This window comes from Archangium violaceum (assembly GCF_016859125.1).
GTDB lineage: Bacteria > Myxococcota > Myxococcia > Myxococcales > Myxococcaceae > Archangium > Archangium violaceum_A.
Map to the genome: position 1 here is coordinate 975502 of NZ_CP069338.1, position 24789 is coordinate 1000290.

Annotated in this window: 21 protein-coding genes; 8 read left to right on the forward strand and 13 right to left on the reverse strand. The window is 70.5% G+C overall.

The window, feature by feature from the left end:
• Nucleotides 1-6 precede the first annotated feature (6 nt).
• Entirely contained in the window at nt 7-333 is a 327-nt protein-coding gene (locus JQX13_RS04230; protein WP_203407793.1) for a hypothetical protein, read from the reverse strand.
• Between the two features lie 137 nt (nt 334-470).
• Between JQX13_RS04230 and JQX13_RS04235 the strand changes: the two genes are divergently transcribed.
• Entirely contained in the window at nt 471-1700 is a 1230-nt protein-coding gene (locus JQX13_RS04235; RefSeq protein WP_203407794.1) for a CPBP family glutamic-type intramembrane protease, read from the forward strand.
• An 11-nt stretch (nt 1701-1711) separates the two neighbouring features.
• On the forward strand, nt 1712-2482 hold the full coding sequence (locus JQX13_RS04240) for a hypothetical protein (RefSeq protein ID WP_203407795.1): 771 nt from the start codon (nt 1712-1714) through the stop codon (nt 2480-2482).
• A gap of 25 nt (nt 2483-2507) precedes the next feature.
• Here JQX13_RS04240 and JQX13_RS04245 read toward each other — a convergent pair whose 3' ends face one another.
• The 4 genes from JQX13_RS04245 to JQX13_RS04265 form a co-directional block, all read right to left on the reverse strand.
• A complete protein-coding gene (locus JQX13_RS04245) occupies nt 2508-2882 on the reverse strand; it encodes an Mpo1-like protein (protein WP_203407796.1) in 375 nt (124 codons plus the stop codon).
• Nucleotides 2875-3582 carry a helix-turn-helix domain-containing protein gene (locus JQX13_RS04250; protein WP_203407797.1) on the reverse strand — a complete coding sequence of 236 codons (708 nt, stop codon included), beginning with the start codon at nt 3580-3582 and terminating at the stop codon, nt 2875-2877. Before JQX13_RS04250 ends, JQX13_RS04245 begins: the two co-directional genes overlap by 8 nt.
• Nucleotides 3583-3705: 123 nt before the next feature.
• The gene (locus JQX13_RS53680; RefSeq protein ID WP_239014527.1) at nt 3706-4320 is read right to left on the reverse strand and encodes a hypothetical protein; all 615 of its coding nucleotides are present in this window, start codon (nt 4318-4320) and stop codon (nt 3706-3708) included.
• Between the two features lie 156 nt (nt 4321-4476).
• The gene (locus JQX13_RS04265) at nt 4477-5115 is read right to left on the reverse strand and encodes a TetR/AcrR family transcriptional regulator (RefSeq protein ID WP_203407798.1); all 639 of its coding nucleotides are present in this window, start codon (nt 5113-5115) and stop codon (nt 4477-4479) included.
• Nucleotides 5116-5253: 138 nt separating this feature from the next.
• Between JQX13_RS04265 and JQX13_RS04270 the strand changes: the two genes are divergently transcribed.
• Nucleotides 5254-6264: an aromatic ring-hydroxylating oxygenase subunit alpha gene (locus tag JQX13_RS04270; RefSeq protein ID WP_203407799.1), complete on the forward strand. Its 1011-nt coding sequence runs from the start codon at nt 5254-5256 to the stop codon at nt 6262-6264.
• A 1-nt stretch (nt 6265) separates the two neighbouring features.
• Here JQX13_RS04270 and JQX13_RS04275 read toward each other — a convergent pair whose 3' ends face one another.
• The 6 genes from JQX13_RS04275 to JQX13_RS04300 all read right to left on the reverse strand — a co-directional run bounded on the left by JQX13_RS04275 (nt 6266) and on the right by JQX13_RS04300 (nt 14290).
• Entirely contained in the window at nt 6266-8386 is a 2121-nt protein-coding gene (locus tag JQX13_RS04275; protein WP_203407800.1) for a PAS domain-containing sensor histidine kinase, read from the reverse strand.
• Between the two features lie 224 nt (nt 8387-8610).
• Nucleotides 8611-9729 (reverse strand): CgeB family protein, encoded by a 1119-nt coding sequence (locus JQX13_RS04280; RefSeq protein WP_203407801.1) that lies wholly within the window; start codon nt 9727-9729, stop codon nt 8611-8613.
• An 84-nt stretch (nt 9730-9813) separates the two neighbouring features.
• Nucleotides 9814-10917 (reverse strand): glycosyltransferase family 4 protein, encoded by a 1104-nt coding sequence (locus tag JQX13_RS04285; protein WP_203411869.1) that lies wholly within the window; start codon nt 10915-10917, stop codon nt 9814-9816.
• A gap of 320 nt (nt 10918-11237) precedes the next feature.
• A complete protein-coding gene (locus tag JQX13_RS04290; protein WP_203407802.1) occupies nt 11238-11780 on the reverse strand; it encodes a peroxiredoxin in 543 nt (180 codons plus the stop codon).
• Nucleotides 11781-11793: 13 nt separating this feature from the next.
• Nucleotides 11794-13074 carry an amidohydrolase family protein gene (locus tag JQX13_RS04295; RefSeq protein WP_203407803.1) on the reverse strand — a complete coding sequence of 427 codons (1281 nt, stop codon included), beginning with the start codon at nt 13072-13074 and terminating at the stop codon, nt 11794-11796.
• Nucleotides 13075-13324: 250 nt separating this feature from the next.
• A complete protein-coding gene (locus JQX13_RS04300; RefSeq protein WP_203407804.1) occupies nt 13325-14290 on the reverse strand; it encodes a hemerythrin domain-containing protein in 966 nt (321 codons plus the stop codon).
• Between the two features lie 136 nt (nt 14291-14426).
• Here JQX13_RS04300 and JQX13_RS04305 point away from each other — a divergent pair, with 136 nt between their 5' ends.
• Both JQX13_RS04305 and JQX13_RS04310 read left to right on the forward strand, forming a co-directional pair.
• Nucleotides 14427-15932: an HNH endonuclease gene (locus JQX13_RS04305; RefSeq protein WP_430384198.1), complete on the forward strand. Its 1506-nt coding sequence runs from the start codon at nt 14427-14429 to the stop codon at nt 15930-15932.
• A 2-nt stretch (nt 15933-15934) separates the two neighbouring features.
• On the forward strand, nt 15935-16387 hold the full coding sequence (locus tag JQX13_RS04310) for an SMI1/KNR4 family protein (protein ID WP_203407806.1): 453 nt from the start codon (nt 15935-15937) through the stop codon (nt 16385-16387).
• Nucleotides 16388-16397: 10 nt separating this feature from the next.
• On the opposite strand, the gene JQX13_RS04315 is transcribed toward JQX13_RS04310, so the two are convergent.
• Nucleotides 16398-17351 carry an alpha/beta hydrolase gene (locus JQX13_RS04315; protein WP_203407807.1) on the reverse strand — a complete coding sequence of 318 codons (954 nt, stop codon included), beginning with the start codon at nt 17349-17351 and terminating at the stop codon, nt 16398-16400.
• 188 nt (nt 17352-17539) lie between these two features.
• Between JQX13_RS04315 and JQX13_RS04320 the strand changes: the two genes are divergently transcribed.
• The 3 genes from JQX13_RS04320 (at nt 17540) to JQX13_RS04325 (ending at nt 20632) form a co-directional block, all read left to right on the forward strand.
• A complete protein-coding gene (locus JQX13_RS04320) occupies nt 17540-18583 on the forward strand; it encodes an extracellular catalytic domain type 1 short-chain-length polyhydroxyalkanoate depolymerase (RefSeq protein WP_203407808.1) in 1044 nt (347 codons plus the stop codon).
• 130 nt (nt 18584-18713) lie between these two features.
• Entirely contained in the window at nt 18714-19883 is a 1170-nt protein-coding gene (locus JQX13_RS53685; protein WP_239014528.1) for a polymer-forming cytoskeletal protein, read from the forward strand.
• Nucleotides 19880-20632: a carbohydrate deacetylase gene (locus JQX13_RS04325; protein WP_239014529.1), complete on the forward strand. Its 753-nt coding sequence runs from the start codon at nt 19880-19882 to the stop codon at nt 20630-20632. The genes JQX13_RS53685 and JQX13_RS04325 overlap by 4 nt, the downstream gene beginning before the upstream one ends.
• Here the strand turns inward: JQX13_RS04325 and JQX13_RS04330 are convergent.
• Complete coding sequence (locus tag JQX13_RS04330) at nt 20616-24581, reverse strand: DEAD/DEAH box helicase (protein WP_203407810.1); 3966 nt, start codon at nt 24579-24581, stop codon at nt 20616-20618. The genes JQX13_RS04325 and JQX13_RS04330 overlap by 17 nt on opposite strands.
• Nucleotides 24582-24789: the final 208 nt, after the last annotated feature.

Consider the following 24789-nt stretch of genomic DNA (forward strand, 5'->3'; position numbering starts at 1 on the left):
CCCCCGTCACTCGCGAGGATTGATGTCGCGCTCCGGAGGCGCTTCACCCACCCGGCGCTCCTCCTCGCCCTCGCGCGGGTACCCACGCTCCTCGCGAGACGTCCCCTCCTCGCCCCAGCGAGGCGAGTCCGTGGTGAAGGCGTGCTCCGCCTCCGACTCGCCCCCGGAGGCCACCCGGAAGTCCGGCCCCGGCTCGTCCGTGAGCTTCTTGTCCGCCTTCTTCGCGTCATGGTCCTCGGCGTCCGCCACCCGCTCCGCCTGGCCGCGGTAGCGATCGGCGGGAACCGGCCCGCCCGCCGCATCAAGGTCCTTCTTGTCGTCACGGATGCTCATGTCTCGCTCCTGTCGTCGCGGGAGCCGCGCGCCCGCGCCGGCTGGTTGTCCACCCGTCAAACGTCATCACTGTGCCCCGGGTGTGCGAGGTGGAAATCCAGGCGGGCCGGGGGGCGAGCGAGGGTAGCCTGCCGCGAATGCCGAACACCCAACCGCTCAGCGAGAACGCACCCACACGTCGGCGAGCGCTGGCCGAGGCGGCGTTCATCCTCGTCACCGTGTTCCTCCCGGCCAACCTCGCCGTGTTCGGAAGGGCGCCGCTGCTCACGCTCACCTGCCTCCTGGCGGCCTGGGGGCTGCTGCTCCTGCGACCCTGGACGGAGTGGCGCTCGGGCCAGAGGGGCCGCGCCATCGGGGGTGTCCTCCTCCTCGGACTGGCGCTCGGCGCGGCCCTGGCCGGTCCCTGGTACAGGGAGGAGTCCACCCCGCCACCCCGCCTCGGCGTGCGGTACACGAGCGTCTCGTGGGAAGGCGCCGGCCCGACAGCCCGAAAGGTCGTCGAGCTCACCCACGTGGAGCCCGGGCGTCCGGCGGACGGACGGCTGGAGGTGGGAGACCGCGTCCTCGCGGTAGAGGGCGAGCCCCTGTCCTCCTCGGACCCCGAGGAGGACTTCCGCGAGCGCGTCCGGGCGGCGGGAGGAGGTGCCAGCACCGACATGCGCCTCACCGTCGAGCGCCAGGGACAGACGCGCGAGGTGACGGTCCACGTCGGGCCCGCCCAGAAGACCGGACCCTTCAAGCCCGGCTCCATCATGTGGCTGAGCATCCGCGCGCTCGGCATGTGCCTGCTCGTGGCGCTGCTGCTGTGGAGGGATGGGCAGGGGCCGGCGCAGCTCGGCCTCGTTCGCGAGGGGCTGGGGCGGGAATTGCTCCTCAGCATCCCCGTCGCCCTCGGCGCGTACGCCGTCACCATCGCCGCCGCCATTCCGCTCGCCGCGCTCGGCGCGCTCCTGAAGATCACCGGGAAGGAGGTGCTCGCGCGCAAGGAGGTGGCCACCTCGCTCGTGGAGACGGGGCTCGGCGTGCCGGCCTTCGCCGCGGCGATGGTGCTCGTGGCCAGCTTCGAGGAGCTCACCTTCCGGGGCTTCCTCGTCCCGAGGATGCGGGTGCTCCTGGGACACTGGCACGCCGCCGTGCTGGTCGCGGCCGTGCTCTTCGGGATGGGGCACTTCTACCAGGGCACCCTCGCGGTGGCCCAGACCGCCGTGCTCGGGGCCTACTTCGGCTTCGTCTTCATTCACCGCGCCCGCCTGCCCTCCGTGATGCTCGCCCACGCGGCCTTCAACACCATCAACTTCGCCTTCATGGTGTGGCTCCAGCGCTCGGGCGCCCTCGAAAAGATCATGGAGCAGATTCCCCACAAGTAGATAATCCCCCCATGCTCCAGCACCTGCTCCGCCTCTCCCGGCACTCGCCCGCGGTCGACATGGAGATCGTCCGCCGGGAGGCGCTCTCGGACGCGCTCATCCGGGAGTTGCACGCCGTCGCCAACAGCCTGATGGCCGAGGACCTGGAGCACTTCCGCGTGCACGCGCTGTCCAATGAGGTCGTGCACGTCTTCCGCCGCGCGGACACACGGAGCATCGTTGGCTTCCAGTTCTGGAAGACGGCGCCCATCGGGTTGCCCCGGAGCCGCATCATCCTCGGGGGCAAGCTGCGAATCCTGCCCGAGTTCCGCAATCGCGGCCTGCACCTGCTCTCCGGCCTGACGTTCTTCTTCCAGGAGAAGCTTCGAAACCCGCGCAGCCGCCACTACCGCCTGTCCATCGCCAGCCTGTTCGGCTTCGTGTCCATCACCGAGGCGCTCGCCCGGTACCACATCTTCGATCCCCACCTGCGCACAGAAGAGGGCAACGCCCTCCGGGAGGCCTTCCGCACCCTGGCCGAGGAGAGCCACTTCCAGGTCGACGGGGAGCGCGGGCTCTTCCTCGTGAACATCTTCATGAAGCCCGAGACGCTGGGCCGCTTCTCACCGGACTACTTCGACAGACCCGCGGCCAGGGCCTACGCCACGGTCAACCCGGAGTTCCGGACCAACGGCAGCTACGTCGGCTTCTGGTTCCGCTTCACGCCCGACAACCTCGCGTCACTGACGGGAGCCACCCTGCGCAAGCTGCTGCGAGCCCCGGGGGCTGGCACACGGAGCTGAGGGAGGGGCGGACTCCCACCGGAGCTCAGGCCACGGACGCGGCGGCGTCGCGCGTCGAGCGCCACGCGCGAGCGAAGCCACCCGACAGCACGAAGCGGGGGAACGTCACCCACTGCTCGACGAAGAGCCGCGCGATGACGTCGAAGGGGCCCCGGAAGGGGGCGGGCGAGCCCGTCTCGAAGCGGTGACCCCGGCCCTGGAGCGCCAGCGCGCTCACGGTGGCCACGGCGCCGGGCAGGACCACCCAGGGCGAGGTCACGGGCGAGGTGACGAGCAGCACGGTGCCGAGCTGGAACAAGGGCACCGTCAGCGCATGCAGGAGCAGGTTGCGGCGATCGCGGTGGTTGTCCGGGTAGTGGCTCCACTGCCAGGAGAGAAGTCCTTCGGTTCGATCATTCATGCCCTGGATGTAGGGCGCCCCCGCGCCGCTGTCTTGAACGAGCTGGCTGCGCCGTGGGCCGCAGCACCGAGGGGGGCATGCCCAGCATGCGCCGGAAGGTGCGCGTCATGTGGGCGGCATCCGAGAAGCCCGCGGCATGGGCGGCCTCGCCCAGGGGCACGCCCGACACGATGGCCGCCGCCGCGCGCTGGAGCCTGAGCCAGGCCAGGTAGGGCCGCAGCGGCATTCCAATGGACTCCGTGAAGGCATGCATCAGGCGCCCCGGGGAGAGCCCCACCTCGGCCGCGAGGGCTGACAGCGACGTGTCTCCCTCGGAGGGCAGGTCGCGCAGCAGCCGGAGCAGCTTTCGTACTCGGGGATGCACGGCGCGCCGGGAGGACGCCGTGCCCGCGCCGAGCACCTCGACGACCCGGTGTGTCCACGCGACGCCCTCGGCGCGCATGAGGCTCATCGGCTCGGCATCCCGGGCGAGCAGGTCGCGCTCCCCGGCGGAGAGGACACGGAAGGGGCCCTCGAGAGAGGCGCCGAGCGCCATGCCCGCTTCACTCTCCGGCTCGAGGAAGACGAGCAGCACCTCGCGGCCCGCGGCATCGATGGCATGGGGTACGTCCGGCGCCGTCAACACCCCGGGCACCTCCCTCCAGGGCCCGAGGCCGGCACGCACGCGCAATGGCCCGTCGAGCCCCAGCACGAGGTGCATGGCATGGTGGGCGTGGTCCGTGCTGCTTCCGCCCTGCCCCCGAGTGGCCAGGAGTGGAGGCCATACCGGCAAGGAGGCGCCACGAGGAATGAGCGGTACTCCGGAGATGCGCACACCGGGATGCTACGCCACCACCCACCAACCCCCGAGCATCACCGAGCCGAACGAGGCCACCGCGGGCACGTTGCGCAGGAGCACCCCGGGCTTCGGCATGGCGCGCGAGCTGGCGGACAGGGCCGCCGTCAGGGCCGCCATGGCCACCGTGCTGCCGAAGACGAAGCCCCCGAGGAACAGCGCCTGCCAGGCCACCGAGTCGGACACCGCCGCCGGCAGCAGCATCAGCACCGCCGCGGCGCCCGTCAGGCCGTGGATGAGGCCGATGGTGAAGGTGCCCCAGGCCGTCGCCGCGCCCCTCCTCGAAGCGGCCGCTCCCCTACCCGGCGAGCGATGGAGCAACCAACGGCGCAGGCCCACCACCCCGGTCACCAGCAGCGCGCCCCCCGCCAGACGATCTCCCCACGAGCGCAGCACCTCGAGCTCCAACGCCGCGGCCACCAGCACCACCGCCGCCGCGCACACCAGCGTGCCGAGCGCATGACCCATGCCCCACAGCAGCCCCACGCGCCAGGCCCTCCGGCCACCTCCGACGGAGAGCGGCGCCAGGCTCAGCAGGTGGTCCGGGCCGGAGACGGCGTGGAACGCACCCGATCCCAATCCAGCAAGGGCTGCAGCGGTCATGAGCTTCCTCCCAATCCTTCGACAGCCGACACACGCCGGCCTCTCACGGATGGAAAGATGCGCTCCGGAGCCTGATAGCACCAATACAACTTCTCCATCGCCCTGATAGGACGGAGCTATCAGCGGGAACCGAGGCGGCGCCCTCTCCATGGGCCCTCACCCGGGGGCGGGGGGCACGGCATGGGCGCGGAGGAACGTCTCCAGGTGGTCCTCCAGGAAGCGATCCACGTCCAGCGGCCGGCAGCTCGCCCCCGAGAGCTGCACCTGGTGCAGCAGCCCGAGCACCACCGGGCACACCAGCTCCAGCGCGGCATGGCGCACGTCGCAGTGCCGCAGCTCCCCGTCCGCGATGTGACGGGACAGGCGCGCCTCCGCCGCCTGGAGCGTGGGCTCCAGCAACTCCTTCACGTACACCGGCCCCAGCATCTCGTGGCCCATGCCCGCGGTGAGCCCGAAGGCGTGCACCGCCCCCACCGAGCCCACGCGCCACCCCTTGGCGAGTGACTGGAGGAACCACCGGAGCGACTCGCGCACCGGGCCCTGGACCTCCATGGCCACGGAGAGCAGCCGCGGCATGCCGAGCCGGTGCATGTCCACCATGACTTCCGCCAGCAGGGCCTCTCGCGAGCCGAAGTAGTGCCGCAGCGTGGCCACGCTCACCCCGGCCACCTCGGCGAGCTGCCGGAAGCTCGCCTGGGCCCCATCCGCCGCGAGCAGGCGCACGCGAACCGCCTCCAGCAGGCGCCCCCGCTCCTTCTCGTAGTCCGCGTTGCGGCTCCCCTTCACCCGGGCCATGCCCTCTGAGTAACCCGTGTGGAGTAGGAAATCCACCGTCCCGAGGGGTCTGCCTACATGCCGCTGAATCTCCGGCTTGAAATTGAATAGACGAACCAGGATATTCTATCCCAGGCCGGTACGGGCAGGAGGAGCGCAATGCTGGACGGTTTCGCCAAGGAGGGCTTCGCGGACGTGTGGACACCGGTGGCGATGTCCCGGGAGGTCGGTAGGAACCCCCTCGGGCTGACGCTGGCCTCGGAGCGCATCGTGCTCTTCCGGGACAACGAGGGCCGGGTGTCGGCGCTGCACGACCAGTGCCCTCACCGGGGCGTGAAGCTGTCCCTGGGGAAGGTGGGCGAGGACGGGTGCCTGGAGTGCCCCTTCCACGGGTGGCGCTTCGCGGCGGGAGGGGCGTGCTCGCACATCCCGCTCAACCCCATGCCCGAGGAGAAGCGACGGCGCTTCTCCGCCACCGCCTTCCCCGTGCGCGAGCGCGGCGGCCTCATCTGGCTCTACACGCGTCCGGGCGCCGAGGCGCCGGAGGAGCCACCCTTCCCCGAGGCGCTGGAGCGCAAGGGCGTGCGCGTGCACATGTACGCCGAGACGTGGAAGGCCCATTGGACGCGGCCGATGGAGAACATGCTGGACGCGCCGCACCTGCCCTTCGTGCACCGGCGCACCATCGGCATGGGCGTGCGCCGGCGGATCACGAAGGACTCGAAGATGGAGATGGAGGTGAGCCCCACGCCCACGGGCTTCCGCACCTCGTGGCGCCTGGAGGGCGGTCCCGCCGAAGCGGACCTGGACTGGATGCGGCCCAACGGCATGTGCCTGACCGTGCCCATCCCGGACCGGCTCCTGCGCCTGCACATGTGGTGCATCCCGGTGGACGCGCACCACACGCGGATGCTCCAGGTGACCGCGCGCGACTTCCTGAGGTTCCAGCCCTTCGCGGCCGTGCTCGACGCCTTCACCCGGAGCGTCCTGCGCGAGGACAGGGCCTCGGTGGAATCGAGCGCCCCCTCCGAGGTGCCCCCGGTGTCCCAGGAGCGCAGCGTGGCGACGGACCGGGCCACGCTGGCCTTCCGCCGCTGGTACCTCGAGCGCAAGAAGCGGGGCCCTCTCGAGGCCGCCCCCCGCCCCGAGGCACCGTCCCTGGCGGGCTGACTCAGGACGCGCCAGCCGACTGCCGCAGGGGCAGCTCCACCGTGAAGGTGGCCCCCTTGCCCGGGGCGCTCTCCACGGAGACCGTGCCCCCCATGGCCTGGAGGGTCTGCCGCGTCACGTAGAGCCCCAGCCCCAGCCCACCGTAGTGCCGCTCCGACACGCCCCGCTCGAACTTGTCGAAGATGCGCGCCAGCATGTGCGGCTCCATGCCGATGCCCTGATCCCTCACCACCAGACGGGCACGCGCTCCGGCGGCCTGGACGCGGACGGACACGGGGTGACCGGCCCCGTATTTGACGGCGTTGGAGAGCAGATGGGAGACCACCTGCTCGAGCCGCAGCCTGTCCCACTCCCCCACCACCGGCCCATCCGCCTCCAGCATCAAGGGGCTCCCGGTCCGCTCCGCCTGGGACTCGAGGCGCGCGGCCACCTCCCGCACCAACACCACCAGGTCCACCTGCTCCCGCTCGAGGTTCAGCTGTCCCTCGCTCAGATGCGTCACGTCGAGCAGGCCGTGCACCAGCTCCGACAGCCGCTTCACCTGATGACGGCACGCATCCAGGTGCCCGAGCAGGCGCTGGGCCAGCGGCGCCTCACAGCGCGCCTGGACCTCGCGCACGAGCACCTGCAGCTTGAGCGACAGGGGCGTGAGGGGCGTCTTCAGCTCGTGACTGGCGATGGAGAGGAACTCGTCGCGCAGCCGCACCGCGCGCTGCGCGTCCCTGTAGAGCCGCGCGTTGTCCGCCGTGAGCGCCGCGCGCCGGGCGAGGTCCTCCGCCGCCGCGAGCTCCGCCGTGCCGTAGTGCCGCCCCGAGTGCGCGGTGAAGAGGAAGGTGAGGACCCCCAGGGTGCGCCCGCGGGCCATCAGGGGGACGGCCATCACGGAGATGGGGCGGGCAGCCGCCATCGCCCGGGCATGCTCCTCGCCGTGCGCCAGGGAGAGGAGGCGCGTGAGCTCCACCTTCGGCAGCAGCACCGAGCGCCCCTCGCGCAGCGCCGTCGTCGGAGGGTGGGCGGGGTTGCCATCCATCCGGGCCGGGAAGCGGCGGACCTCCTCGGCCAGGGGCGCATCCGCCGGATCCGCCACCGCCACCTCCACCCGGCGCACCGAGCCGTCCTCCTCCACCAGGTCCACCAGGCACCAGTCGGCCAGCGTGGGGACGGCGAGGCGCGCCAGGGAGGTGAGCGTCGCCGCGCCGTCCAGGGAGGAGGCCAGCGTCGTGCCCGTCTCCACCAGGAAGCGCAGGAGATCCTCGCGCCGGCGCCGCTCGGTGATGTCGATGACCGAGCCGATGTAACCGAGGAACTCGCCACCCGGCCCGAAGCGGGGGGATGCCGCGTCGATGGCCCAGCGGTACTCGCCGTCCACGCGGCGCAGCCTGTAGTCCAGCTGGAAGGCCGCGCGCCGTGTATGGGCGTCGAGGAAGACGGCCTGCGTCGACGCGACGTCATCCGGGTGGAGGGCGTTCAGCCACCCCAACCCCAGCGCCGTCGCCTCCGTCTGGCCGGTGAAGTCGTACCACTGCTGGTTGAGGTAGGTGGTCTCGCCCCTCGCGTCCGTCACCCTCATCATCACCGGCGCGTGGTCCGCCATGTTGCGGAAGCGCGTCTCGCTCTCCTGGAGGGCACGCTCGGCCGCCTTGCGCTCGCTGATGTCCATGAGCGTCACCAGCACCCGGTCCGCCCGCCCCACCACCGCGTCCCAGGTGAAGGTGAAGAACACATCGAGGCGCTGACCGTCCAACGTCCGCACCACCGTCTCCGCCTGGAGCGAGGGGCGGCCCTCGGCCAGCGCGGCCAACTGCTCGGCGAAGACCGTCAGCGTCTCCGGCAGGAAGATGCGCTCCAGCGAGCCGCTCAGCTCCTCCCGGCTGGAGGCGTGGAACATCCGCAACGTGGTGTCGTTGACGTTCACCACGTTCACCTGGCCCACCGCCTGGCGGACGAAGTCCAGGTGCTCGACGCAGTAGGCGCGCACATCCTGGACACCCTGACGCCGCAGCGCGCTCAGCGCCTCCTGGACCCGGGAGAAGTCCTCCTCCCAGATGGAGACACCCACCCTCTGGAGGATCTGCCGGGCATGGGCCTCGCGCTCCTCCAATTCGGACACACGCCGCAGCAAGGCCGCCCGCTCATCCCCGGAGCGGGCAGCTCGACGCCCCTCGGGGTTCTTCCTGGGTGCCTTGGCCATGGGATTCCGAACGACCCCGCTGCGTTGTCTCGAAAACGGGGGGCGAATGCTAGGCGCAACCCATGCGGAAGAGCGGGAATTCGCCCGGGCAGGTCATTTCCGTACAGCCCGGAGGAGGACAGGCATGCGGACGACCCATCCCCCCGGGGTTCGGCTCAAGCCACGGACGCCCTCATGGCGCCCGGCCCCGGCACGTGGCCCAGGGCCTGCTCCACCAGCAGGGCCCGGTGCGCGTACGTGTGCTCGGCCAGGACCCGGCGGCGCGCCGCCTCTCCCAGCTGGCGCACCCCTTCGTCCGTGAGGCACAGCACCGCCTCGGCCACCTCCAGGCCATCCTGCGCCACCAGACACTCGCGCCCCGGCTCCAGGAAGAGCTCGATGCCCTCCCAGGCGTCGGTGATCAGACACGCGCCCGCGGCCGCCGCCTCGAGCAGACGCGGGGCCGGAGAGAAGCCGAAGCGCGCCATGCCGTCGCGGCTGACGTCGAGCACCGAACGCGCGCTCACCCGCACGGCGTTGTGCTCCCGGAGCGGGACGGGGCCCAGGTAGCCCATGTTGGCGGGCCGGGACCGCGCACCCCAGCCGTCGCCGCCCAGCAGGAAGCGCTTGTCCGGCAACAGGTCCGCGGCACGCATGAAATAGGACTCCACGCGCCGCTCCAGGTCCGGCAGCCGGTCGTCCATGAAGACCAGGTCACAGTCGAAGCGCGGCTCCGGTCCCACCGGGTGGTGCGCGTCCGGATCCACCGCGCTGTACACGGGAATGCACTCGCGCGCCCCGAAGTCGCGGTAGGCCAGCACCACCGCGTCCCCACCGCCCTGCGTGAAGACGCGGTCGTAGCCCGGCACGAGCGCCAGGAAGGGATCCTCCGGGTTGGCCGCCATCCGCTCCAGGGTGACCGGAGCGTCCAGGTCCCAATACACCACCTGCGTGGTACCGGACTTGAGCTCCAGCACCCGGGCGTTCAACCACTCGTCGAAGATGCCCACACCGCTGGCCTTCACCACCACGTCCGCGCTCCGGGCGTCCTCCAGGCACCGCTCCAACCCCTGCGTCCCCTCGGCCGAGTACATCACCACCGTCGCGAAGTCCGGAGCCACCGGAAGGTCCCGGTGGCGCTGCCGCTCGGGCAGGGCTGGCTCGTAGAACGTGATGCGGTGTCCACGTGCATGCAGCGCCCGGAGCAGTCCCCGGTAGTACATGGCGGCCCCGTTCCACCAGGCGGAGACGAGGCTCGCGCCGAAGAAGGCGATCCGAAGTCCGTGGCTGCTCATCTGAAATCCTCTCCCTCGACCGGTCCCTCAGCCCGGCCTCACGCCCGGTTCCCCTGGCAATGCTTACCGGCCAACACTCCCCGGTCAGGTCGCCCGCGCCAGCTGGGGCTGGGCGGAGGACGCCCCCCCGGATACACGATCCTGGTGGGCGTAGATCCCAAGGTAGGCACTGGCCATGCGATCCGGGGAGAACTCCAATGCACGCGTCCGTGCAAGGGTTGACATCCGGCTACACAGCACGGGATCCGACACCAGCCGCCGCAGGGCCCGCGTGAGCATGTCCGTGTCGTCGGGTGGAACGAAGACGGCCGCGTCCTCCCACACCTCGCGCAGGGAGGGGATGTCACCCAACACCAGCGCACACCCGGCGAGCGCGGCTTCCAACGCCGCCGGGCCGAAGGGCTCGTAGCGAGCGGGCATGACATAGAGGGAGGCCCGGCCCATGTACCCGGCGAGCTCCCGGCGAGGCAGTCTCCCCAGCGGGCGCACGTAGCGCGCGCGCACCTCGCCCCCATCGGGGTGCAGGAGCTCACCGGCCACGAGGACCGGCCAGTTCAGCCGCGGCGCCACCGTCTCCAGCACCTCCAGGTTGCGCGCCTCGTCCCACAGCCGGCCCGTGGCGAGGATGAAGGGCTCGCGCACCCGGGCGGGCGGGAAGTCCTCGTGGCGGCGCGCGTGGGGGATGACGCTGGCCGGGCCCAGGGGCCCGTAGTGCCGCTCCAGGGCCTCCCGCATGAAGACGGTGGGAGCCACCACGTGGCCCGCGGCGCGCAGGCCCCGCGTCACCTCCCAGCGGTAGCGCACGTCCTCCTCCACGGCCCGCTCCCCCTTCACCGCCTCCCACCAGGAGAGCGGACAGTCGTGGGCCACCACCAGCGGCGGACGCCTCCAGGGCAACGCGCCATGGCGGTAGCCATTGAGGTGCACCACGTCCGGCGCGAGCCGCTCCTCCAGCTCCAACAGCCACTCCCCCGCCGCCTCCATGTCCTCCCAGGTGGCCTCGGGTCCCTCGAGCCTCCAGGAGCTCTGCTCGATGGAGAGCCCCGGCACCTCCAGCGCCTCGGCCCAGCGCGCCGGAGTGAGGGGGGCTCCCATCGTGGCCAACGTCACCGCCACTCCCCGACGGCCCAGCGCCCGACTCAACTCCAGTGCGTACGTCCACACGCCACCGGAGGTGCCGGTGGTCATGAGCACGCGACGCACCTCCCCGGCTGCGCTCGGGCGCGCGGGCACGGTAGGGAGGGACGATGAGCGGTCGCGCATGGATACAGGCGGTAACACACCCGTGTGCCTGTAACAGGCGGGGGGACCCCCCAAGCAGCGGCTGCTGAACGGAGCCCCCCCTCCGCTGCCCACCCGTCAACGCTTCCACTGCCCGGTACCCGACAGGTCACTCCCGTGACGTGAAAACGTCCTTGCCCGGGTCCGGCACGGCGCCGGAAGCGACCGGCGCGAGGGCGAGGGGGACCGGAACCCAACGGCCCCGGTCCCCTTCGACCCGGCACACGCTACTTCCTGGGCTCCGGGCTCTTGCCCGCGTCCTTCTCCGCCGCGTCCGTCTTCGGCTTGCGGAGGGGACAGGATACGATCGCCCCATTCGGATCGATGGCGTCCTTGCCGGACTCCACCTTGAGGACCTTGCGCTCCTCGCCAATCACGAACGTGTAGCGATTGGCCAGCTTCAACACCGGCGTCTTCACCTCATAGAGGTTCGTCAGCTTCGCGTCCGGATCCGGAATGAACGGGAACTGCGCCTTCAACGACTCCTTGAACTTCGCCAACGTTTCCTTGTCATCCGTACTGACGGCCAGGACCTGGCCGTTGAGCTTCTCGATGTCCGCGTACCGATCCCGGTACGCCGAGAGCTCGCGCGTTCAACCACCTGTGAAGGCCTTGGGGAAGAAGGCCAGGATGACCGGGCCCTGCTTCACCATCTCCGACAGCGTGTACGACTTGCCGGCGGTGTCCTCCACCGTGAAGTCCGGCGCGACGTCCCCGACCTGGGGGGAGGCTCCCGCGAGGAAGCCCGCTACGAGCGTGGGAATGAGCATGCGCGAAAGGCTATCACTTCTCGCCCATGCGAGCCCACACGGCCGCCGCGGCCTCGCGTGACTGCTCCGCCACCACGGACGGATTCACCGACAGGGGCCGGCGCGCCCACACGCGCCACACGCCGTCCACCATCACCGACTCCACGTGGCGCGAGCCCAGGCCGAACACCACGTGCCAGGCCAGGTTCTCCGCCGTGAGCGGGGTGGCGGGCTGGTAGTCCATGAGGAGCAGGTCCGCCAGCGCCCCCTCGCGCATCATCCCCACCTGCGCCCCGAAGGCCTGCGAGGCCAGACGTTGCCCATTGGCCAGGTAGCGCAGCACGTCGATGGGCTGCCCCGCGTCACGCGAGCGCAACCAGGCCGCCTGCGCCTCGGCGAACATGTCCGCGCTCACGCTGTCCGCGCCCAGCGTGGCCCGGTGGCCGAACTTGAGCGCCGGCGCGTAGCCCACCTCGGCCTCCATGTTCGAGCGCGGCGTGTGCGCCAGCCACGCGCCCGTGGGCAGCAACTGCGCCAGCTCCGGCCACGACAGGTGCCCCACGTGCGCCAGCAGCGTCTGCGGCGACAGCAGCCCACCGTCCACCAGCCGCGTCACCGGCGAGGCGCCAAAACGCTCCGTGGACAGCTTCTCGTCCAGCGGATCCTCCGCCAGCGGCACGTGCAGCCCCGAGTTGGTGCTCTTCACGGCCTCGGCCAGCCCCTCCAGGGCCTCCTTGCCCACGGTGAAGAGCGGCGCCGAGCCCACCTGCCCGCGCAGCCGGCCACGCGCCTTGCGCGTGAAGGCCACCGTCTCCTCCAGCCCCTCCTCGCGCCCCACCGCGCCCCGTCTGTCCGTCACCGCGTAGGCGAGCACCCCACGCACGCCCACCTCGTGCAGCGCGCGCCCCACCCGCAGCAGCGAGCCCTGCACCGCCTTGGGCGAGGAGTGCAGGTCGAAGAGCGTGGTGGTGCCGCACTGGAGCGCCTCGAGGCCGCCCGCGGTCGCGGCCACCTGCACCGCGTCCAGGTCCAGCGCGTCCTCGTAGCGCCAGCGCACCTTCTCCATCAACTCCTGGTAGCCCTCCAGCTTGGGCCGGGGCATGCCGCGGCCCAGGCTCGCGTGGAGCCGCTGGTGCGAGCTCACCAGGCCCGGGAAGACCAGCTTGCCCGAGAGCGCGATGACCTCGTCGTCCGGGGCCGCCCGCAGGTCGGGACCCCGGGCCACGATGCGCTCACCCTCGATGCGCAGGTCCACCCGCTCGACACATGCTGGCTCGAGCTCGACGACGATTCCGCCTTTCAGGAGCGTGCCCACCCGTCCCTCCGGACTGTTGCGACTGCGTCACCATTTCCGACGTCAGCGCTCCCGCCCCATACGCCGACCTGTCCGCAGGTTAGCACTCCCCTCGCCCCATGGCGCACCACGGCGGGAAAAGGACGCCCCCACGTCCAGTCCACAACGCGGTGCGCAACGACCCGGTGACGGAAGACCGCCTCCCGTCCTCACGACCCGCGGTGAGGCGCTCCAGCACCCCGGGAGGGCCCTGGGGTGAAGCGGGCCTCGCTCAGGAACGCTTCGAGGCCTTGGCCTGGCTGCTCGTCCGCTTCGAGGCCTTGGAGGACTTCCCGCCCGAGCGTTGACGCGCGGTCCTTCCGGCGGCGGGGCTCGTCTGGAGGGTCACGCTTCCCTGCAGCCTTCCCACCCGGGCCGTCGTCGAGCGGCGGGTGCCCGAGGCCTTGCGACGTGGCTCACCCTCGACCACCTCCGCCACCCGGTTGGCGACATCATTCGCCGCATCCTCCGCCACGCGCCGGGCACGCCGGGTCGCGTCGCGCGCCACGTCCTGGGTCTCCTCGAGCATATCGCTGGAGGCCTTCAGCGCCTGGCCCGGGGCCTCGTACGTCCAGCGCCGCGCCTCCATCTCCAGATCCTGCGTGCGCTCGCGTCCGTCCTGGGCGAGTTGCCGCACCCAGGCCAGGCCCCGCTCCACCAGCTCGGTGACGAGGTCCCGGCTCCGATCGACGACAGCCACCAGCGGCATCACCAGATTGCCCGGAGGCTCGTCCGGAAGCCGTGGGTGCGGACGCGTCGGCACGGCCCGCTTCGCAAGTGCGAGCGCGTCCGCCATGGAGTCGAGCTCCTCCTGCGCGAACGCACGGCGCAGGCTGGGGAACAGCTCGTTCTCCTCCTCCTCGATGTGGTGCAGCATGTTCTGCACCAGCACGGCGAACCTGGCGTCGAACCGCGAGTCCCGCGGGTCCATCTTCTGGAGCGCGGCGAGCTCCCACTTGGCGACCCGGTGCTCCTCGAGGGCCTTGTCGATCCGCGCGACCCACCGTGAGTCATGGACCTTCACGGAGGGATAGAAGATCTGCTCCTCGATGGCGGCGTGGATGGAGAGCTCCAGGATGACCCGCCTGGCGATCTCCTGCTTCTTTTCCGTGTCACCTCGGTGTTTGAGCGTCTCGTAACGCTTGAACAGTTTCTGGATGACTGCATGGTCCTGTTTCAGAAGAGCGATGGCGTCCATGCCGTATGGGTAGGCACCTTGACACAATGCGTCAACAGAGCCTGCTCGGACGAGTGCTCGCCTGGCGGATGAGCGCTCGGTGGAGCGCCGCGGAGGCTACACTCACGCCACTCTTCACCAATCTGGTGCCGACATGATGCGCATGCACGGCGCGCTGGTGGCGCTGCTGCTGGCGGCCTGCGCAACGGACGGAGGACGACCCACCACGGTCCCCACCTCCGAGCAAGCCCCCCGTGGCCCCCACATCCAGGTCCGCCTGGAAACGGGAGAAGGAGCGCCACGGACGTTCACCCCTCCGCGTCGAGCGCCCGTGGAAGTCACCGAGGCCTTGTTCGAGGCCACCCTGGCGAGGCTGGTGGTCGGGTTGGAGCTCCCCACCCCGCCCCGGCAGCGGCTGACGCTCATCTCCTGGGGCCGGTCCGGACAAGAGGACGAGCGGGCGGCGATGACGCGGAGCTATCACGGCTGGTGCGATCGCCGGGGAACCCCGGGCGACTGCCTGTCCCTGCTGGGCAACGGCCGCTCCCTGGGGCCCGAGGCACGACGCACGCTGGCGCTGTCCATTTCCCTGGGCTCGGTGTGGGAGGGAGCCGTGGGAGTGTGGACGGACATGGTGGATCCGGTGGCCCTGCAATCCCTGGTGATGTCCGCCATGGCGGGCTACCTGGCGATGCTGGTGCTCCCCAATCCCGTGACACAGACAGCGGCCATCACCTTCACCTGCTTCATGGTGGCGTATCTGGGACTGGACACGGTGTGGAGCCTGCTGGAGGGCTGGGCGCGGTTGGAGCGGGAGACGGAGCGGGCACGCACCTTCGCCGAGGTGCGAGAGGCGGGCGAGCGTTTCGGCCGGGTGATGGGAGCGCAAGCGGGACGCCTGCTGGTGATGCTGGCGACGATGGCCCTGGGCTCGACGACGAACCAGATGATGGGACCGCCGGGGCTGCCCGGTTACACGCAAGCGGCCGCCACCGCCAAGATGCAGCTGGGCATACGGCTGACCGCGGTGGGGCAGGTGCGGCAGGTGGCGGTGGGCCAGGCCAGCCTCACCCTGACGCTGGCTCCGGGGGCCCTCGCCATGGCCTCCCAGAGCACGAACGATGGCGGAAGCAAGGCTTCGCCCGGTAAAGCGGCCCAGGTCAGAGAGTCAGACAAGTACCGGCTGAAATTCATCGAGCCGTGGAGGAAACCCAGGTTCACCGAGGACGGGAAGATCCTGCCCCATCCAGGCACGAGAACCCCGCCCAATCCCATCCCGAACCTGGGCCGCAACCGTGCCGGACAGACCGTCACGAATGGCGAGAACACCCTCCGCTTCGACAAGAATGGGTTCCCCGAGTTCGAAACGAAGTTCGAGACCATTCTAGACGACGCTCACATTGGCAGTGGACGGCCGGAGCTGCACATAAGGGCAGCAAACCGAAGGCTCTTCGACTCGCTCAAGTCGGACCCAGGCCTGACCAAGGAACTCGGATTGAGACAAATGGACGTCGATCAACTGCTGACTTTGGACAGAGCACCAAGGGGATACCTCTGGCACCATCATCAAGACGTCTGCAGAATGCAGCTCGTGCAAGAGGAAACACACCGCCTCTCACGACCCCACACTGGAGGGATGGCCATCTGGGGCGGAGGATATTGACGATGTCACTCCAGTGGGTCCCCTACGTCTGGGATGAACTCCATCCTGCCACTCACCAGGAGATCGAACGAATCGAGCATGAGCTGGGAATCACATTCCCCAGTGCTTATAAGGAAACGGTTGCCCGATATCAGGGTACGACTCCCCATCCCGCTGTCTTCAATGTTGGCAGGGGGACCAATGTCGTTGGTGTGCTCCTGACGATCGCCGAAGACGAGAAGTGGGACATCTATTCCGTGATGCGCGCCCACGAAATAGTGAAGCCGCATGTCCCCGATGGGATCTACCCTTTCGCCAGCACTCCTGGTGGCGAGTACCTGTGCTTCGATTACCGGACATCGCCGGACCAACCCAAGGTCGTCCTCGTCACCGTGGAGATGTTCATCTACCCCGTGGCCAATAGCTTCACTGAATTCATGGCCCAACTGCACGACGGACGGGTTTTGCTCGCGTAGAAGCCATTGATTAATGGCTGGAGGGAAGCACGCCGAACCTGCGGAGCGTGGTGGGGTCTCGCTCGGCCGCCGCGGCCCTCGCTCCCTCGAGGTGGGTACGCAGCGCGCGAATCGCGGCATCCTCCTGGACCTCGCCCCCCTCCGCGCGACGCAGCTCCGCTCCGAGCCACACGAACGCCTCCCGGAGACGCGGCACCACCGAGGGCCCCACGTGATCCGCGCCGCGCACCAGGTGGTACTCGTGCGAGATGTCGAGGTCCCAGAGCACCCGGTGGATGAACTCCGCGACATCATGCGCGTTGAGCGCGTCCGCGTCTCCCGCTTCCAGGTAGATCGCCAGGCCATGCTCGAGGATGGCCCGCGCGTTGTCCCGAGCGCGTACGGCCGGATTGTTCGCCTCGAAGAGCGCGGGGTTCCGCTTCGGCCCGACGAGCTCCTCCGGACCCCCTCCGACGAAGTAGAGGTGGTTGCGCTCGCCCGCGTCCGCCGCGCGAAAACCCGGCTCCGTTATCGGTGCGAGTGCAGCGACCGCTCCGAAGGTCTCGGGATGCTTGAACGCGATCTTCAGGCTCCCGTACCCGCCCATCGACATGCCCAGGAGCGCCGTGGAGGTCCGCTCGGGCCGGACCTTGTACGTGGCGCGCAGATGCCGCGGGAAGTCCTCGGCGAAGAAGCTCTCCCAGCGATAACGGCCGTCCGGATGGTCGAGGTAGTAGCTGAACTCGCCCACCGTCGCGCACGCCAGCACCACCGGCGGTGCGCTGCCCGCGCTCCAGCACTGCTCGAACACCGGCCTGGCCTCGACGAGCGACTGCCGTGAGCCGCCCCCCCCGTACAGGAAGAGCACGAGCGGGTACGGCCCCCCCGAGTCGTAACCGGGCGGAAGCAACACGGCATACGGAACTCCCCCCTCGCGAACGAAGTCCACCGCGAGCTCACCCAGCTCGATGCGTGACGGATTCATGGGACGGAAGGGTACCGGACCGAACCGTTCGCGGCCGTGCCAGGAAGGCGCGTTCTGTCAGGTGCTCGTCCATGCGGGACGGGTGAACGATGTCGACGAGCAGAAGCGTTCACTGGCGACTCGATTCCCGCGGAAGGCGGCATCACTCGCTGACGCGTGCGTCCCGGATCATTAGAGCTGATGGCGTCATGAACGCTCGCCCCTTTCCACTGAACGCACTCAGCGCCGCCGCGCTGTTGCTCACCGCCGCGGCCTGTTCCGACTCCGAGCCGGAGACCACGCCGCCCCCTCAGCTCCCGGACTATGGGCCCCCTTCGGCCCCTGCCCCCGCGCCACTCCCGGAGCGCACCTCGTGCACCGGGCTCACCGTGGGCGCCGGCACCTACGATTGGACCCTCACGCACCAGGGGCGCACCCGGCTCTACCGCGTCGTCGTTCCCACGGGCTATGACCCGACGAAGCCCACCCCCGCGGTGTTCTCCTTCCACGGCTTCGGCTCCAACGAACAGGAGCAGGAGGGACTGAGCCGGATGTCCGAGCAGGCCAATGCCCAGGGATTCATCGCGGTGTATCCCCGTGGCCTGAACCAGATGGAGATCACCGGCACCACGGATCCCCGCTACGAGGACACGCGCAGTTGGAACGCGGGCGTGTGCTGTGGACCGGCGCAGATCTCCCGCGTGGACGACGTGAGCTTCGTGGACGCGATGCTCGCGGAGCTGGACACGCGCGTGTGCCTGGACACGAAGCGCATCTACGCCACCGGCCTGTCCAACGGAGGCTTCTTCTCCTACCGGCTCGCCTGCGAGCGCGCGGGGCAGTTCGCGGCCATCGCGCCCGTGGCCGGAATGGAGGGCTACTCCCCCTGTGAGCCCGTGCGCCCGGTCTCGGTGATGCACTTCCACGGCACGGACGATCGGACCATCCTCTACGAGGGCGGAGCCAACATCCTCTTCGGCGGTCCCTACCCGTCCGCGCGCGAGTCGGTGGAGCGCTGGGCGCGACGGAACCTCTGCGCCGGCAACACCGTCAACACCTACGCACAGGGCGACAGCTCCTGCGAAACGTACGACACGTGCGGTCAGAACACGTCCGTCACGCTCTGCACCGTGCTGGGCGGCGGCCATACCTGGCCTGGAGGGCTCGTTCCGCCGCACCTCGGCTACACCACGCAGGACCTCGACGCGACCCGGGAAATGTGGCGCTTCTTCTTCGACCACCCGCGTCCCTGACGAACCGTTGAGCCCTGTACCCAAGCCGATGGCACCTGCGGTGGAGGGCATGGCCGCCCGCCGCCTCTTGTCCGAGGGACAGGTGGCCTCCAGCGTTGAGCTGGGTACCCACACGCGGGAGGGATGCGTCATGACCACGAAGCTCGAGCGCCACGGGAGGCGCCAGGTCTCCTGCCTCCCCACCCTGATGATACTCGGGGCCCTGCTGATGCCCGGTCTGGCCCTGGCCGCCGAGTTCCGCAGCGGCGACCTGGTGCAGGTCGGTCCCCAGGAGGTCATCGACGAGGATCTCTACGCCTTCGGCCGAGTCGTGAGCATCCTGGGCACCGTGCGGGGAGATGTCATCGCCGCGGGCGAGCAGGTGGATATCTCCGGCACCGTCGAGGGGGATGTGATGTCCGCCTCCGCGAGGAGCCGGATCTCCAGTCAGGTGCGCGGCAGCCTCCGGGCCGCGAGCAACGAGCTCCTCGTGAGCGGACCCGTGGGTGAGGACGCGATACTCGCCGCTGGCAACCTGATACTCACCCCTCAAGCCCGCGTGGGCGGGGATCTCTACCTCGCCTCCGGCGATGCCCGCGTCAACGCCCCGGTGGTGGGCGAGCTACACGCCGCCGCGGGGACGCTCACGCTATCGGCGCCGGTGGGACAGGATGTGCGGGCGGAGGTGGACACGTTGCGGCTCAACGAGGGCGCGCGCATCGGCGGCAACCTGAGCTACCGCGGAGACCGGGACGCGCAGATGGCCCCCGGTGCCGTCGTGGCCGGCACGGTGGAGCGGTTCGACCCCGAGCGCGCCCGGGGCCGGGGCCCCTTCCTGGGCCTCTACTTCTGGGCTCGCTCGCTCATCGGACTGTTCGCGCTGGGGCTGCTGCTCGTGCTCCTCTCTCCCAACTTCGCGCGCCGCGCGCCCGCGATGCTGCGCCAACAACCCCTGCCCAGCCTGGGTTGGGGCGCCGCGCTCTTCGTGGGCATCCCCATCGCCGCCATCTTCGTCTTCCTCGTGGGCCTGTTCCTCGGAGGCTGGTGGATCGGCCTCTTCATCCTCGCCCTCCATGCCCTCGCCATCGCGCTGTGCTTCCCCGTGGTGGGCATGCTCATCGGCCGATGGCTGCTCGAGCGCTTCCACAAGGCGGGGGCCCACCTCGTGGTGGCACTACTCGTGGGGCTCGTCCTGCTGACGCTGGTGGGGCTCGTGCCCGTGCTGGGCGGGCTCGCCGCGCTGGCCACCATCCTCTTCGGACTGGGAGCGCTCCTCCTCACCGTGGTGCGGAGCCGCCAGCCCACCGAGGCCCGCGCGTGAACCCTCCGAGGCGTGCCCTCATCATCAACGCCGACGACCTGGGGTACGACCCGGCCGTCACCCGCGGCATCCTCCGCGCCATGCAGGAGGGCATCGTCTCCTCGGCCACCTTGATGGTGAACACGCCCTACTCCGGGACCGCCGCTCGCGAGGCCCGGGGGCTGTCGCTCGGCCTGCACTTCAACCTCTCCCAGGGCCTTCCCGTGTGGGCCGCGTTTCCCAGCCGCTTCCTCCGGAACGGTGCCTTCTCGGAGCCGCTCGCCCAGCACCTGACGCCGGACGTGGTGGAGGCGGAGGCGCTCGCCCAATTGGAGCGGTTGGACGCGCTGCTCGGCCGGCCGGCCACGCACGTGGACGTGCACAAGCGCCTGCACCGCCACCCCGGCGTGCTCGAGGGCCTGGCACGAGCCGCCCGCGCGGCCCTGCTGCCCGTGCGCTCCATGGACGCAGACATGCGCCGCGCGCTGCGGGCCCTCGGCGTGCCCACCAACGACCACTTCATCGGCGGAGCGGGCGCGGAGGCCTACTGGACGCTGGAGCGACTGGAGCAGCACCTCGCCACGCTCCCCGAGGAGGGCGTCACCGAGCTGATGTGTCACCCGGGCCATACGCCCGAGGTGGTGAAGAGCGGCTATGCCCGGCAGCGGGAGGTGGAGCTCGCCACCTTCCTCCACCCGCGGGCCCGCATGGCGCTCACACGGCTCGGGTTGAAGCCCACCGACTTCCGTGTCCTCACGGGTGCCGGGTAGCCTCGGCCAGCCGCGGGCGCGCCCTGGCCAGGGGCTCGGGCAGCGAAGCCCCGGAGGTGGACTCCTCCTCGGGCCCGTGACGCAGCAGCGAGAGGAGCTGCTCGGTGGAGAGCGCCGCCGCCCCATCCGCCTCGGACAGGAGGCTGTTGGCCAGGTCCCGCTTCTCCTCGTGCAGCGCGAGGATGGCCTCCTCGATGGTGCCCTCGGAGATGAGGCGCGTCACCGTGACGGGCTTCGTCTGGCCGATGCGGTGCGCCCGGTCCGTGGCCTGGTCCTCAGCCGCCGGGTTCCACCACGGGTCCAGGTGAAGGACGTGGTCCGCCATGGTGAGGTTGAGCCCCGTGCCTCCCGCCTTCAGCGAGATGAGGAAGACATCGCCCTCGCCCCGCTGGAAGGCCGCCACCCGCGTCTCCCGCTCGGCCGCGGGCGTCTGCCCGTCCAGGTACTGCAGCGGCACGCCCCGGGCCTCCAGCGCCTCGCGCACCAGCGCCAGGTGCTTGACGAACTGGCTGAAGACGAGCGCCCTGCCCCCCCCGGCGCGCACGGCGTCCACCACCTCCAGCAGGCGCTCCAGCTTCGAGGAGGACAGCGGCGAGTCCGCGTCCACCAACCTCGGGTGGCAGGCCGCGAGCCGCAGCCGGGTGAGCGCCGCCAACACCTCGAAGCGCTTCTTCGGGCCCCGCGCCTCCTCCAGCCGCGCCAGCGCCGCCAGCCGCGTGTCCTCGTACAGCTGACGCTCGCCCTCGGAGAGGGTGATGGGCACCACCGTCTCCATACGGGGAGGCAGCTCGCGCGCCACCTCGCCCTTCGTGCGCCGCAACAGGAAGGGCCGCACCAGCCGCGCCAGCGTCGCGCGCGCCCGGGGATCCTTCATGCGCTCGATGGGGCCGATGAAACGCTCGCGGAAGGACTCACGGCTGCCCAGCAGGCCCGGGAAGACGAGCCGGAAGAGGCTCCACAGCTCCGACAACCGGTTCTCCACCGGCGTGCCCGAGAGGGCCATGCGCGCCTCGGCCTTCAGCGCCCGCACCGCCTTCGCCCGGGCCGTGTCGGGATTCTTCACCGCCTGGGCCTCGTCCAGCACCAGCGTGGCGAAGGACACGGCGGCGAAGCGCTCGGCCTCGCGCATCAGCAGCGTGTAGCTCACCACCACCACGTCCCCGGCGCCCAGGCCGGAGAGCAGCGACTCCCGCTCCGCCTCGCGGTAGGCGTGGACCTTCAGCGAGGGAGCGAAGCGCGCCGCCTCCCGCAGCCAGTTGAAGCACACCGAGGTGGGTGCCACCACCAACGCCGGGCCCTGCTCCGCGCGGTGCAGCAGCAGCGCGAGCGCCTGCAGCGTCTTGCCCAACCCCATGTCGTCCGCGAGGCACCCACCCCCACCCCAGGCCGCCAGCCGCGCCATCCAGACGAAGCCCTCGCGTTGGTAGTCGCGCAGCTCGGCCTTCAGGTTCGCGGGTACCGGCACCTCCATCCGCTGGGCCTCGCGGATGCGCCCGGCCAGACGGAGCCAGTCCGGAGGAGCCTGTACGTCCGCTCCCGCTTCCGCCAACTCGTCCAGCACGGGCGCCGCCGCGGCGCTCACCTCCCACCGTCCACGCGAGGCGTGCGCCACGTCCGCCAGGGGCGAGAGCCGCTCGCGCAGCGCATCCGTGAGCCGCATCCAACGGCCGGGTGCCAGCGGCACGTAGCGGTGCCCGCGCCGCAGCGCGTCCAGCATCACGGCCAGCGCCACCCGCTCACCCTCCAACTGCACGCCGCCCTGCACGCCGAACCAGTCCCGCTCCCGGCGCACCTCCACCTTGAGGCCCTGCGCGTCCGGCGAGCGCACCACGCTCCACGGCCGATCCTCCCACTCCACGCGCAGGGCGGGGCCCACCTGGGGCTCCAACCGCTCGAGGAAGCCGAGCGCCGCCTCCGGCCCCTCCAAGGTGAAACGGGCGTGCGCCTCCACCGGCAGCTCCAGCCGCTCCAGCAACGCCGCCGCCTCGGCGCGCTCGGCCTCCAGATCCCTGCGAGTCCGGACACGCTCGCCCCCTCTCACGCCCCGGACGACCTCGGCGCCCTCGCCCGGTACCTGCGGCGCGGCCTCGGGCAGGGGCCGGACGAGCAGCGCGCCCTCCAGCGTCTCCGCGCCCGTGGGCCTCAGACGCAACAGCAGCCCGGGCTCGGCCGGCACCTCGCGCCCCTCCAGGGACGGTGGCAGGGACACGGGGAAGGCCGACTCCACTCCGCCCAGATGGCGCAGCAGCTCTCCGCGCACCGCCTCCGGCAGTCTCCCCCCATGGTTCACCACGAACTCCAGCACCGCGAGCGCCTCGGGAGACACGGACACCAGCGATAGCCGCGGTAACTCGGGCTCCAGATAGAGCCACGGCTGTGGCACCTGATTCCGCACCAGCTCACGCCACACACCCGGCGACACCGGGGTGCCCCCGACGGCGGGACGCACCCCCAGCCCCTCCTCCGTGTCCTCGAACACGAAGCCGAGCGGCACCTCGCGCACCCGCAGCGGCTTGCCGAGTATCGACTCGTGCACCAGCCGGGGGCTGTGCGCCAACAGACGCAGGCTCTGCACGAGGAGTCGGCGGCGATCCTCCGCGCTGTACTGCTGGGGCAGCATGCGGCACAACTGGAAGGCCTCCACCTCCTCGGGCGAGGAGAGAACGGCCAGGGCATCGCGCTCCTCGAAGGGTGACACGGGTGAGCCCTTGGACCAGCCGCCCCGCTTGAGCGGCCGGTGGAGGAAGGGCCGCAGGCGTGGCTCCCCCTCGTTCATCCCCTCCAACCGGAAGGACACGGAGAGGGCGGGGGCTCGGGACTCCTGACGGGTTCGCGCCAGCGACTGGGCCTTCTCCAACGTGAGGAGGAACTGCCGGCCCGGGAGCACGAAGAGGAGCTCGGCGAGCTCCGCGTTCTCCCGCTTCCGCCGGACATCCCCTAGCGCGCCGAGCAGCCCATCCACCGCCGAGAGCGCGTGAACACAACGAGGGGGGGCTCCCGGCCCACACACCGAGCAGCTGACGGCGTCCTCTCCCTCGAGCACCCGCGGCAGCTCCAGCAGCACGCATTGGCGGTGGGTGTAGCCATGGGTCCTCGACGGGCCGCTCGCCATGGACATCTCATGGGCGTGCACCACGAGGGGCTTGTCCCGCGGGGGAAAGAGGAGCTGGAGCTCTCCCTCGGAGAGCAGGCGGGGGAACGCATGCTCCCGAATGCGGGCGCGTACCTGCTGGAGCGCCTGGACGAGGGGCATGAGGCGCGCATCGGTGGGGGGCGGCCGGGAGGCCTGGCGCTCCCAGTCGAGCCCCTGACGAACCCGCCGCACCTCCTCCTTGGCCAGCTCCCAGGCCGCCCGTTCGAGCGTGGAGCGAGCGTGGGCGAAGGCCATCGGGAACACGGGCAGTGTCCCATCCAGCAACGACACGATGGGCAGGGAGTCGAGGGAGTGCAGCCTGTGGGTGACGCTGAAGCCACGCGGGAGGAAGGGCTCCAGCTCGGAGAGGGGGACACGGCGCAGGTGGGTGACGTGGTGCGTCTCCAGCCACTGCTGCACGTCCGCATGGGTGCGGGCAGGAGGCTCCGCGAGGGAGGAGCCTGAATGAAGGGTCTTGGATTCGGGGGAGACGCGCTCCAGGAGCGCCAGCCCGAGCGCCACCGCGTGCTCGCAGACGCCGGACTCGAGGAAGAGAACGCACCGGCAGTCGAGGTCCAGACCGTCCGCGTCGGCGGACACCCGCACGGGGAGGAACACACCGCCACGTCCCCGCACCTCGCCCTGGACGGTGTCGCCCTCCACCGTCCACCGAAGCACACGGTCCTTGATCACCAGTGAATGGCCCTTCGCGTATACCTCTTCTCCAGCCAGCTCGCGGAGCTCCGCCCGCTTGAGCCAGCGGCCCAACCAGGGTCCGAGTTGGGGAGATGACTTCTCAAGTGGTTCCTGTGACATGACTTCCAAAATAACCCCAGCGAACGCATTTGTCCGCTGCCGCGACACGGGATTCGCGGTCGTCGGACCCTCGGCCGTGGGGCCTCTGCCCCGGACGGGGAAACCCAACCCTTCAAGTGGGAGGGGGTCACCAGAAGCACCAGGTCGTCTCGATTGTGGACCCGGTGGGGGCACGTCATGCCCCGGGGCGGCCGGAGGGAGCTCACGG